The organism is Sulfitobacter mediterraneus, from assembly GCF_016801775.1.
GTDB lineage: Bacteria > Pseudomonadota > Alphaproteobacteria > Rhodobacterales > Rhodobacteraceae > Sulfitobacter > Sulfitobacter mediterraneus_A.
This window is the reverse complement of sequence record NZ_CP069004.1, coordinates 6,224-19,921: the sequence shown is the minus strand read 5'-3', so window position 1 is coordinate 19,921 and position 13,698 is coordinate 6,224. Positions and strand designations below refer to the sequence as shown.

Here is a 13,698-nt window from a genome sequence, read left to right as displayed (position 1 = left end):
ATCTGCACGTCCTGCCCCGTCCCCGGCCGTTTAGGCAATCGCAAACGGGTCATCGATGACGCCGATCAGCTGCATCAAGAACTCTCCCGTATTGGGATCAAGCGCGTCTTCGAAATAGGCGTCGATGGCAAAGAGCGTGTCAGCGACGCTTTGCGCTGATCCATCATAAAGCGCCATCGCGGTCTTGGCATTGTTGACCTCGGACATGCCTTTGAGAACGGAATAGTAGGCGCCGATGTCTGTCTTGGTCTGCAAATAGGCCTGGTCGAGCTGTTGCTGGTCGATAAACTCTTGCGTTGAACCCGGCGCTGGATCGGCTTTGGCGCCCCGCAGGACTTCAAGGATAAAGGCATCACGTGCGACAAAACCGTTGTCCAACAACCCAACCCAGAAGTTGAAACCGGCAGCATCGGGTGTCCGGCCAAGCACGTTGTTATAGACGGTCTGCGCAAAGACGTCGTTGGCCGTGCCTTCGGGATATTCAAGCTGCGTTTCCGGTTGCCCGACAAACAGGGTTGCCATCTCTTCCAGCGAGGTGCCGGTGGTAAAGGATGTCGCCCAGAAGTAGAGGCCCAGCGCATCCGGGGCGCGGTTGAAATACGCGATATAAAGCTCAATGATCGGCGCAAACTCTTCGGCCGTCAGTGAAGCCGGACCGCCAAAGATGTTCAGTGGCATAGGCTGACCACCAAAGATCGGCAACTCAGTTTCGAAATCCAGAAACTCAACGTCGATAAGCTCATCCGTGCCATCGCCGCCGGCGCGGCGATCGGTGATCCGAGTGCCGTCAGGGGTGAAGGTCAGGGTATAGCCCAGCTGGTCGCCGGAATAAATGGCGCGATCTATGCCTGCGCCGCCGTCGACAGTGTCATTGCCCTTGCCCGGATTGATCACGTCATCGCCATCAAGGGCGCGAATGACGTCTGACCCTGCCGTGCCGTCAAGAGCCTCGGAGCCCGTGCCGCCTGTGATCTCCTCGCCGGTGGCAATGATCGGTCCGACACCTTCGCTGGTGACCGTTTCCGGCGTGCCAAAACTGTCTTCGAACATGTAGATCACGGTGATGGTCTTGCCGACATCCTCTTCGGTGAGGGTGTAGGTAATTTGTGTTCCACCCGGAATATCCACGCCGTCACGCTGCCATTGATACGTAACGCTGTCCGGGTTGATTTTCTCGACGTCCTCGACCGTAGACGGATCCGCCTGAAGCACGGCCCCCTGTTCGGTCTCGCCGTTCACATCCGGTGTGCCGGTGGGTTCAATGTTGCCGTCGGCAAACAGGAAATCGTCAAAGGTCAAAGTGTCCGGACTCACGCCCTCCCCTTCGATCCGCAGGACGCTACCATTGTCAAAGATCAAAACCGCGCTGCCCTCGGTGGCATCGTTCACGGCGCTCAGCGCATCAAGCAAGGCAACGTCACGCAGATCAATCCGGTCTCTGCCCAGTTCAAACCCTTTCAGATTTACAAAACCGGGGATTGCCCCATTTGGACCTCCCGAACCGTCGAAGGGATCAAACAAGTCATCCACGCCGGGTTGCAGGTTATAAGAGATAATGACCCGCACATCAGGCACAGAAACGGCCGCGCTCTGGATCAAGCTGGTGTTGCCCTGCTCATCCGTCAGGGTTGCCTCTACTGTGAGCTGTTTCTGCCCGTCGTCCGGCGCGGGGAAATATTGCGCATCAAAGCCTTCGACAACGCCCCCATCGATCCGCCACACCCAGTTGTCGAAATAGCCAAATTCATCATCCGTGGGCGTTGCGCCATCTAGAAGGTCATCCAAGGACAGGGCCGGTAATCCGTCAGCATCTTCCAGTTGCGATGCATCAAGCATGAACTCGGGGTTTCCAAAAACGTCAAAGCTGGTCTGGATCAGCAAATCCCCGGTGATCGGGTCGTCCTGGGGAGCAACGTTAAAGCTCATGGTCGAGGTCACCGACCGGCCAAAACTGTCAACGATGGTGTATTCCACGACGTCCAAGGCATCACCAAACAGGTTTGCGTTTGGTGTGTAGGTGATCGTGTTCTGATTTGCATCGAACTGGACCACCCCATTGGCCGCAGCGCCCACATTGGTCAAAGAAAACGGATCGCCCTCTGTGTCATCGTCATTGGCAAGCGGGCTGTCGCCGCCTGCAAGATCGATGGTGAGAGTGGTGTCTTCGTTCAGCTCATAGCTGTCTGGTCGTGCGACGGGGGCGTCGTTGCGGCCCACGGTGACGGTCAAACTGGCCTCATCAAACCGTCCGGTGCCATCACCGATCCGATACAGAAATGTGTCCTCGCCGATAAAGCCCGCATCGGGGGTGTAGATAAGCTGGGTCAGATCGTCGGAGAGCGCGAGCGTGCCGTTTTGGGCGGTCGCAAAGGTATCCAAGAAAACCGCATCGCCATCGGGGTCACTGTCGCTATCCGCAGGATTGCCAGTGGTCGATTGCAGAGGATCAAAGGTTAAGCTGCTGTCTTGCTGGACAAAAATAGATTTGTCCTTGGCATCCGGATCATCCGGCAGCGCCGCAACATCGATGGAAACGGTTGCTGTGCTTTCCTGCCCTGCGTTGTCGGTGATCACATAGGTAAAGCTGTCCGGGCCGTTGAAATCCTGATCCGGCGTATAAAGCAGATTGCCATTGGCCAGTTCAATCACACCGCCCGAATTGCCTTCTGAGAAACCGAGGATCGAAATGTCATTCTCGCCAAAGTCCAGATCATTGGCCAGCACGTCAATCTCGATGGGGGTGTCTTCGTCCGTCGTGGCAATGTCATTGAGCGCCACAGGCGCATCGTCCACGGCGGCAAAGCTGACAGTGATCTGCGCCTGGCTTTCCGCACTGGCGCTGTCGCGCACTGTATAGGTCAGGATCTCTGTGCCAAACGCCTCTGCCTCGGGCGTCACGGTGATTGTTCCATCCGGATTGATCACGGATGTACTGAAGGTGCCGTTTGTGACATCAACAACGGTCAAAACGGCGCCAGTATCTGGATGCGTGTCATTGCCAAGCACGTCGATCACCAGTGCCACATCCTCACTGCCTTGGGCCGTGTCGTCATTGGCTGTCGGTGTATCGGGCTCGTCTGTTACGTTCACCGTGACCGTGGCCGTGCTGGTGTTTCCGGCTGTGTCCCTGATCCCGTAGGTAAAGCTGTCCTGGCCATTGAAATTGGCGTTGGGCGAATAATGCAGCGTATCATCGGACAACAAAACCACACCGCCAAAGGCACCTTGCGAGAACCCGTTGAACGACAGATCGCCTTCGCCGAAATCCTCGTCATTGGCGAGGACATCAATGGCAAAAGGTGTGTCTTCCCCCGTGGTCGCCACATCGTCGAAGGCCACCGGCGCGTCGTCCTGGCCGATCACGTTAAAGGTGATGGTGGAACTGACAACGCGCCCGAAACTGTCTGAAAGAAAGTAATTGACCGTATCGAGGCCAGTGCCAAAGAGATTGGCGTCAGGCGTATAGGTGATTGTGCCTTCGATCGCATTAAAGGCAATCGCGCCATTGACCGCTGTGCCGATGCTCTGAAATGCAAAGAAATCACCTTCGGCGTCATCATCATTCTCCAAAATGCCGCCGGGGTAAGCTTCAAAAACATCAATGATAATGTTGGTATCTTCGACCAATTCAAAGCTGTCGGGCCGGGCGATTGGCACATCGTTGCGGTGGACGGTGACTGTGATGTTGGCCGTGTCTGTGCGCCCTGTGCCGTCGTCGATGACATAGTCAAAGGTATCCGTGCCAAAGAAATCGGCATCCGGCGTGTAGATCAGGCCCAATCCGTTTGCCGCAAATTCAACGGTGCCATCCTCAGCCTCGGCAAAGCTGCTGATGCCCAGCGGATCGCGGTCGGGGTCACTGTCGGCATCCGCCGGGTTGCCCGTCGCCGACAGGCGCGGGTCAAACATCACGGTGCTGCCCTGCTGAAGTTCAACGGTGAAATTCTTGGCAACCGGATCGTCCGGCTGGGGCGTGACCTCCACAAAGACCGACGCACCGCTGACTTTGGCATCATGGTCGGACAGCAGGTACTTGAAGCTGTCTTCCCCATCAAAATCCGGGTCCGGCGTGTAAAGCAGGTTGCCGTTTTCCAGCAGCGCAACCTCGCCAGAGTTGGGCGCCGTAAAACTGACCACAAAGATATCTTCTTCGCCAAAATCCTCATCATTGGCGCGCACGTCGATCTCTATGGAGGCATCTTCGTTCACGGTCACATGGTCATCAAAAGCAACCGGCGGGTCGTTCACCTGATCAAAAGTCAATGTCAGCGTTGCTTGCCGCTCAACCCCGTCAGCATCGCGCATCGTGTAGGTGAGAACCTCTGTGCCGAACTCTTCTGCAATCGGGGTTACGGAAATGGTGCCGTCTGCGTTGATCTTTGAGGTACTGAATGTGCCGTCTGTAACGCTTACGACCGTCAGGACATCGCCCTCATCGGGGTCCGTGTCATTGGCCAGAACATCCACAATCTGAACAAGGTTTTCCGGTCCTCGCGCAAAGTCATCCACGGGCATCGGCGCATCATTGACCGGCGATATTGCCACCGCGATATAAGCCGTTGCCTCGGCGCCTCTGGCATCGCGAACGGTATAGGCCACGATGTCATCGCCGGTTGCGTTCAGATCGCCAGTGATGGTGATCGTATCGTCGGTAAAGCTGATCTCGGTCTTGTCGCCGAGATAGGCATCGACAATCGAAAATGCGTCGCCCTCTTCGTCCGTGACACCCAGCAAGGGCGACAGCGTCACAGAGTTTTCTTCGACAATTGTAACCGCCAGATCGGTGATCTCAGGTGCATCATTGACCTCGACCACGTCGATATTAACGGCCGTGGCGACAGATGCCACGCCGTCTTCGTCGATTAGCTGATAGGTAAAGAACACAGGCCCAAGGAACTGATCTGCCGCCGTGAAAGTCACTGTCTTGTCGTCATTGACAGTGAGTGTCCCCGCACCGCCAATGGTCGAGGTGAAAAAGCTGTAGGTCAGATCATCGCCATCTGCATCAAAATCATTGGCTTGCAGATCCATCCGCAGCGGCTTGTCCTCAAAGGCGGTATAGCTGTCCGCTTCTGCCGTTGGCGCATCGTTCACATTCACAATCGGGCCAAGCAGATCACTCTGTGCGATGCCCGCATTGCCGAAGTTATCGACATAGCTCAGTGTCACATAAAACTCACCGTCCACATCGGCCTGCGTCAACAGATAGGTCGCCTCTGTCGCCCCCTGAACCGGCGTGCCGTTGCGATACCACTGGAAATCCAGTGTCGCAAAGCCGTCTCCGTCTGACAGGTTCTCCATGTTTGCGGTAAGCGTTTCGTCTTCCTGCGCCAGCCCCGTGATCTCAATCGTGCCGAGCGTTGGCAGGTCAGAAAACGGCGTGCCGAAGATCAGCTTGCTGGGCGAACTGCTTGCCCCGATAAGGAAATCCGCGCCGCCATCGTTGTTCACATCGCCCGCATAACGCACGATGCGGCCCGATCCATCCCCCTCAAATCCGTCGACAACAAACCCGTCCAGATCGGTGAGGTCTTCAAGCTCAAAAACACCGCCAAATCCTTCGGTGCGCCCGTAAAGGACAAAAGTTTGGCCGGTGTTGAGGCTAGTATCGGTGCTCTCGCCCGTGTCCTGATCGTAAACGACCTCGCGGGAAAACGTGGTTGTCCCGATCACAATGTCCGCAATTCGGTCATTGTTCAGATCATCCACGATCTCGATTGCACCGCCGCCGATTAAGGATTTGAAATCACTCTGTGTATTGGGGTTTGGCGAATTATATCCTTCGGGGATCGCCAGCGTGAACACTGTGCCATCTGTCCCGTCCAGGTCTGCCAGACTGACCCGCCGGCCCGTACCGCCATCGTCCAGATCAAAGCTTTCGCCCATGGGATCGCCCGACCCGAACAACACATAAGCCCGTTCAATCAGATCACCTTCTACCGCAGTGCTGAAGGGGCCTTTGTGGATCGCGCGTGAAATCATGATGACCACATCATCAAATCCGTCGCCGTTGACGTCACCGCCGCCTTGGACCACGCCGCCCGTACGGCTTTGACCTCCGTCGATGTCGCCGTCGATCAAGAAGCCCTGATCGGCGGTCATCTTTTCCAGTTCGATGCTGCTTGCAAAGGCTTGATCACTGCCAAACAGGATGAATGCGCCGCCGGTCCATGTGTAGCTGGAGCCATCCGGGGATTCGACGCTGTGGTAACGCGATCCGATAATGAGATCGTCAAAACCATCGCCGTTGACGTCACCCGCAGACGCCAGTGAATCGCCGGGATTGGTGAAATAGCTCGGCCCAAGCAGGGTAAAGCCGTTGGTGCCGTCCAGATCCGCACCCGAGATCGTCGCAGGCAAGGGATCAGCCGCGTCAGAGCCGAACACAACATGCGTGGAACTGCCGTAGTATGCGCCGTCACTGACGATCATATCGTCAATGCCGTCCCCGTTGATGTCAAAACCGCCTTCAATGAACTGCTGGCCGTTCGCACCCTCCATCGCCAGCTTCACACCTTCTGTAGCGCCCAAACCACCAAGATCGACGTGATCTAAAAAATCACCATCTCGGCCAAATATGACGTGGGTCGACTCTGAGGTGCCCACCATAAAATCATCAATTCCGTCATTGTTGACGTCACCGGCCGCGGCGAGGGAAATGTTGGCATCCCCCGTTTCTGCCAGAACAGAGAAACCTTCATCAAGATCCAGCAGGAATGGCTGGGTCAGCGGATCAAAATCCGCGTCATCCTTGCCGTAAACCACATAGGCAATCGGCGTGATCGTGGCAAAGAAAGTCCGGTCTGTCCAACCCACCATGAAATCGTCGATGCCGTCATTGTTGATGTCACCCGCCGCCGAGACAGCAATGATTTCGGGGAATTCAAAGCCGTTGGTGCCAAGGCCAAGGTCAAACTCAACCGGGTCGGTTTCGCCAGTGTCAAAGGGCACAATCGGCAAATCGTTGATCTGCGTGCCAATCAAACGAAGGGAACCACCATCGGACAATCCGATCAGCGTATCCGCGTTATCAATTGTGACCGCCATCAGATCTCGCTCGGCCTCGGTCAGAAGCGAAGTGTCGATGAAATCTTTCGCCGCGTCGAAGTCAAAGGCAACATCCGCGCCCATCTGTGCATGGAGGAAAATCGTGTTGACGCCGTTGCCGCCAAAATGCGTATCGTCACCCTCGCCGCCATTGTAAAAATCGTTGAAAACGCCGTTGCCGCCAACAAGGGTGTCTTCGCCCGCGCCGCCGAATAATGTGTCATCCCCCTGCCCGCCCGAGATACTGTCGTCGCCGCCATCGCCTTTGATCAAGTCGTTGCCGCCATCTCCGAAGAGGGTATCGTCGCCTTCGAACCCTCTGAGGGTATCGCCCAAATGCGTGCCGCTCAGATTATCTTCGCCGCCAAACACAGCGACCTGGTAGTAGGTCCAATTGGCTTCGGTCATCACATCTAGAGGTCGGAAAATGCCCGACAGATAGAACTGCGCTGCTGACGGCGCATCGCCCGGCACGACCGCCAGAACTTCGACCTGACTGGTGGCCGGGTCGGTGAAACTATGGCCAAGAAATGTGCCGGCGCCATTGTCACCAAAAGCAGTTGAGAAATTGTAGATGACATCGTTGGCGCCGGGCGCACTGGCCACATGCACGAACTGGGCACCGTTTGACGCATCCGACATGTCGATGCCGAAGATGACGTCACCCTCGACGCCCGGCACGATCACACTGCCCGTGGGGGCGAATACCGTTGTGATCAAGTCATCTAACGTAAGAAACTGATCGGTAAAATCGAATTTCTCGATGTTGGTCGCACGGTTTGTGAGCTCATCGAAAGTGATGGTCAGATAGCCTTCATCGTCAAAATCAAAGGTGCTGCCTTCGAAGTCATGGCCAAGGACCAGGATATCCGCGCCCGCCTTGCCATCAAATGTGCTGCCGCCGGTGCCGTCGGTCGGGTTGCTGTTGCCATCCAGAAGCCGCAGCCCGGTGTAGAACTCGTTTACACCGTCATTGCCGATGGCATGAACGCTGGCCCCGTTCGCAACAGCCAGCAGTTCGACATTGTCCGGCAAAGTATAATCAACGGTCGCATAGACCGCGTCAAAGCCGCCATCTTCGGCCTCTCCAAAGATCAGGTCGATGGTTTCGTTGATCAGATAGACGTCGCCATCCGCGCCGCCCAAAAGCGTATCGGCCCCCAAGCCGCCATCCAGCGTATCGCGCCCGGCTTTGCCGACCAGCACGTTTGCAGCGTCCGAGCCGATGATCGTGTTGGCCGCATCGTTGCCTGTGCCTGTGGTCCCGTCTGTTCCGGTCAAGACCAGCGTTTCCACGTGATCGGGCAGCGCAAAATCGACCGAGCTTTCTGCGGTATCTTCGCCCTCGCCATCTGCTTCGGTGATGATCTCGGTGCTGTCGTCGATGATGAAGGTGTCATCGCCCATGCCGCCAATAAAACGGTCGCGCCCCAAGCCGCCGATCAGACGATCATCGCCGCCCTGACCTTGCAGCAGATCGTTGCCCGCACTGCCAAGCAGCAGATCCGCACTGTCCAGACCTTGCACAATGTCATTGCCGCCGCGCCCGTCAAGCGTATCCGGGACGGGCGTACCGATCAGGACGTCGGACCCTTCGGTGCCATCATTGGCGAGCGCTTTGATCTCGGCAAATGTCTTGTCGCCATCCTCAAAAGACAGGATTTCGATATCATCCGCGATAAAATCAACCGAGATCGGCACGTCACCTTCAAAGCGCATGATGTTGACGCCATCGGCAAACCCTTGGATTTGGGCGATATCTCTAAAATCGAAGCCCAAAACAACCGTATCGACCCCGTCATAACCGCGGGCGCTGTCGTTGCCTGTGCCCAAAACAATGGTGTTGTCCAGATCATTCCCGCTCAGGGCATCCGACTGGCCCGAGCCGATCAGGTTCTCCATATTGATGATCTGGTCACCTTCCGCCTCGCCCCCCGAAAAGGTCATCATCTTCAGATCGACCGATACGCCGATTTCGGAGAAGGCATAGCTCATGGTGTCAATGCCACCGCCGCCATCAATGACATCGCCGCCAAGGCCGCCATAGAACACGGTATTCTCGGCGTTGCCGAGAATGAAATCTGCGCCCTGCGATCCGGCAATACGTTCAATATTTGAAAATATATCGACGGCTTCTTCAAACCGCTCGACGACTTCGACTTCTTGCTCTGGCAGCAGCAGACCGGGCAAGAAGGGAATGTCATCCGCGTCACTGGTCTGTGTTGCATAGCTTAGGTTCAGGAACTTCCAGACCCGTTCGGGGGTGATGGACCCGCGTGGGACATAAACGTCATCGTCCGGGTCGTCATTGCCTTGATCAAAGACCTCATAGGTGCTGCGCGCCTCGGTGGTGCCAGTGGTGATCGTGGTCTGCTCTACATAGCCGTCAAAGGTGGTTTCTGTTTCGCTGTCGCTCCAGATGAACAGATCAACGGGCGTGTAAGACCGGACGATCCCGGACGTGTCGCCTGCACGTTCGCCCACGCCCGACATGATGACCTGAACGCCAAGTTCCAGAACGCCGTAGTCAATCGTGTCGAAATCCGCGCCGCCATCCAGGACGTTGACACCCGCCCCGCCAAAGAGCGCATCATCGCCAGCGCCGCCTTCGACCGTGTCATCGCCAACGCCGCCAATCAGCAGGTCCGCGCCGTCGCGACCCTGCAGCAGGTCATCACCGATTGAGCCGGCCAAAAGATTGTCACCTGCGTCCCCACGCAGCGTATCGTGGCCCACACCGCCGGTAAGGTTTTCGATACTGATCAGGATGTCCGTGCCCGCTTGCCCGGTTTCAAGATCCGCAACGATGTCGGAGGTGTCGTTGGTCAGACGTTCTACGCCGCCCTTTGGATGAACCTGATAGAAATTCCACGATGCCGTATCAATCCCTGCACCGCCATCCAACAGATCGCCGCCATTGCCGCCATGCAAGTAATCATTGCCCGCACCGCCATAGAGGAAATCATTGCCGTCACCACCAAAGAGATTGTCCGCGCCGCCCAATCCCAGCAACACATCGATGCCGTCCCAGCCGACAATTTCGTTCAGCTCTTCGTCGCCGGTGATGGTGTCTTCGAATTGCGTGCCGGTGACATCTTCGATGCCGCCCAGCAGGATGTCGCCCTCGGCATAGCCACCATCGACCTGATTGGTGCTGAGATTGACAATAACACTTGCGCGGCTGGTCTCAAAAGTGAGCCTGTCCAGCCCCTCACCGCCTTCATAGCTTTCCCGAAAGTCGCCCGCGACAAATACATCGTTACCCGCGCCACCGGACAGTGTGGTGATCTTGTCCTTTTCGTAAAGACGTACAAACGCAACATCACCGTTGGTAGGGTTATAGGTGCCCAAAACGTCATCGCCATCGCCACCATAAAGTTCACCTGTGGTAAACTGGCTGACATAAAGGACATCGTCGCCGCCATTGCCCTCAAAGATGACCGGAGACAGGATATAGCCGCCGGTGATTATGTCCCGCTGGTCTGATCCGATAATGTGCTCAAAACCGGAAAACGCCGTTGCGAGGCCGCCTTCGTCCGGCGTGTTCGAATTGGCCTGGAGCGCGCCCGGTACCTTGCCGAAATCTGTAGGAACGATGTCGCCCTCTTCGACACCATTCACGCCGACGGTTTGCTGAATGAACAGCGAATCCTCGACATCGGTGCGCAGAATGGTCTCTTTGCCGACCAGGCTGCCAAGGGGGCTCAGCGGGTCGATATGTACATGCCAGGCAAAATTGCTGTTGCGCAGATCCAGTATATCAACACCGTCCAAAGGCAATTGAAGCCCCGTCGCTGCCTCATCGCCGTACAGCTCGTCACCATCGACCGTGTTGTCGTTCCAGACACGCACGGTATCGCTTTCGCTGCCGCCATAGAATAGGTCCGGCGAAAAGGCGTGTGAGACAAAAAGGTCAGAACCGGCGCCGCCGTAGAACACGTTGCCGATATCGACTTCATCGGCAAAAAGCTGGTCGTCTCCGCCATTGCCGTAAATGTGCTGGCTCTTGCCGCGGAGCGAGAAAATATAATCGCCGCCCGTGCTGCCGACGATGTATTCGATGTCTTCGAGGTAGTCCACGCCGTAGCGGTCACCAACGTTTACGCTTGTCTGATATTTTGCGACCTGCTGCTGGCCCGGCTCCGATGTTTGCACAACAACGATCCCGCCGGGCATGTCATTGACATTGAAGGCGTCAAAGCCGGTTATGGCGAAATCCGGGAACTCTACACTTTGATCGTAGAGGGATGATATCGCAATCGTCGAATATTTGACTGTGCCATAGCCGCCCGCAGTGTCGTTGATATCATCGTCACCGAGACCACCGATATAAACGTTTCCGCCAGTGCCTCCTTCGAGATAGTCATCCCCCCAATCCCCAATCAGGATGTCGTTGCCAGAGCCGCCATAGATCTCGTCATTGCCATCAAGGCCGCGGATCATGTCGTTGCCAGCGCCACCATCAAGCCGATTCACATCGTCATTGCCGATGATGATGTCATGGTTGTCCGACCCAACGACATTTTCGATGCCCTGGATCACACCAGCGTTGTAGGTGACGGTCTCTGAGGTGGTGCTGCCATCTGGGTGCTCGGTGATAATCGTGACCGGATCGTTGATGTCATTGCCATCGAAATCCGCATGAAATTCGACCGAAGGCGGGATGTAGAAGGCTTCCCTGTCGTTTGGGTTTGTCGAGCCGAGATACACCTTCACCCCCCCGCTCGCCAGATTGTAATCCACTGTGTCGATGCCGCCGGAATCGATGATCAGATCACGGTCATAGCCATCAGGGCTGACCACATAGACATCATCGCCTTCGCCACCGAACAAGGCGTCGCCATCATATTTCCGGCGTGTGATGCGCCCGTTGCCGCCACTGCTCAGCTGGTCATTGCCGCCGCCCGTGATGAGAATATCGAGCCCGTAGGCGCCGTAGACCCAATCACGTTGGCCATCAAGCGTGAGCGGCAATTGCCCGCCAATCGGCTCCAGATTGGTGGCATAGGGGGACACATAGGCAATCTCGCCATCTTTACTGCGGGTCTCGATCAGTTGATCAAACAGCCGCAGGTCCAAACCGTCATCGGCAAAAATGATCAACTCAATATTCTTGAGAATGTCTTTGCCGTCGTTGCGTTGTGTGACCACGCCGTCCACGGTGATCGTTTCGCGGGTGTCGACGACGATCCAATCCCCGGTCGCCACGCCATCACTGATAACGGCGGTGTAATTATAGTCTTCGCGGTTGCCCGCATAAATCACGCTGTCGGGGCTCTCGTCATCTTCATCGCCGTTCGGGTTGTCCGTGCCGCCGTCAATAATATCATTGCCACCGCCGCCGGACAGAATGTCCCGGCCCGTGCCGCCGTTCAGTGTATCGTCAAAATCACCGCCAAAGATGTTATCGTTGCCGCCGAGCCCATCAAGGGTCAGGCTGCCTGTGGCATTCATGGACCCGTTGAGCGTATTGTCCCCATCCGTCCCGATGGACAGTGTTTCGGGGAAGTTCGGATTGTTGATCGTTTCGAGAATACTGGCGTATTTCGCGACGATTTCAGTCTCATAAAAGTCCTGAATTTCCTCAAGGAACAGTTTTTCCAGCTTTTCGGCCAGACCGTCCAACAGATCGATATTTGGCAAAAGCGATGTGATTTCGTCAGCGGCCTTTTCCAGCAAGGCCGTGATCCCGATTTTATCGATAATCCATTCCAGCGCCGCCTCAACCGGAGCCAGAAGGAAGCTAAAGAATGACCCCATCAGATCCAGCACCGGTCCGAGGTAATCCAGAACGGTCTCTAGTGGGTCGGTAATCTTGCTGACCACATCAGTGATGGCGCCAAGGGATTCCGCGAGATCGACAACGATATCCAACAGGTCATTGTCCAGCTTGGACGACAACTCTTCCATGGCCTGGTCGATTTCGGACAATTGCGTGACGAGCAGGAGCAAAGGGCCATTGATGCTATCCGCCTGGGAAATGCGCGCCTCTGCCAACTGCACCGCGATCGCCCGCGCATCGGCGGACTCCTTGTCCAGAAACTCGACCCCAGTGGAAAACTGTGATGCTGCGGGCGCCAGGTTCTGTTCGGCGCTGGCCAGTTTACGTGAATAGGCTTCTGCTGCGACGCCAAGAGCATTTGTGGCCTTGTTGATGTTCCCAAGCTGTTTTTGAACATTAAAGAGGAAATCGCCGATTTTGGTCGATGTCCCTTCGAGGGCTTCAATCTTGGTTTCCACCTTCTTGGTGTAGTCAATCACCTTCTCTGCAACCTTATCGGTCACCTTTGCTGCGGGGCGTGTAAAGGACACCGACTTGAGGGAGTCAGAAATATCCTCAATGACCTTGGCGGCCTTTTCGAGCTTCTTGACCTTGTCTTTGAGTTTTTCAACGGATTTGAATGGCTTGGACGCCAGTTTGACGACCTTCTTGGCCGTCCCCGCAGCGTCCGCGACGGACCATGAAATACTGGCGGCGTCCCGTAGCTTTACAGCGGCTGACTCTTGCAGAGTATCGTCGTCTTCCATTGTATCCCCACCACAATAAGAGGGTTCAACGGCTAGAAAAAATTTCCGTCGAACGCTGTTGGAGCACCCGACGATCAAACTCTAGATCGATTTTCCGGACTGACGTTGCGCAAGAACTCTTGA

The 13,698-nt window shown here is 56.0% G+C and carries 1 protein-coding gene; it reads right to left on the bottom strand.

Annotated elements, in window-relative coordinates; translation table 11 throughout:
* Positions 1 to 30 precede the first annotated feature (30 nt).
* On the bottom strand, positions 31 to 13,575 hold the full coding sequence (locus JNX03_RS00035) for an Ig-like domain-containing protein (RefSeq protein ID WP_203210474.1): 13,545 nt from the start codon (positions 13,573 to 13,575) through the stop codon (positions 31 to 33).
* Positions 13,576 to 13,698: the final 123 nt, after the last annotated feature.

Excerpts from the sequence above, each read along its gene's own strand:
- JNX03_RS00035 (WP_203210474.1), bottom strand. The coding sequence starts at position 13,575 with ATGGAAGACGACGATACTCTGCAAGAGTCAGCCGCTGTAAAGCTACGG.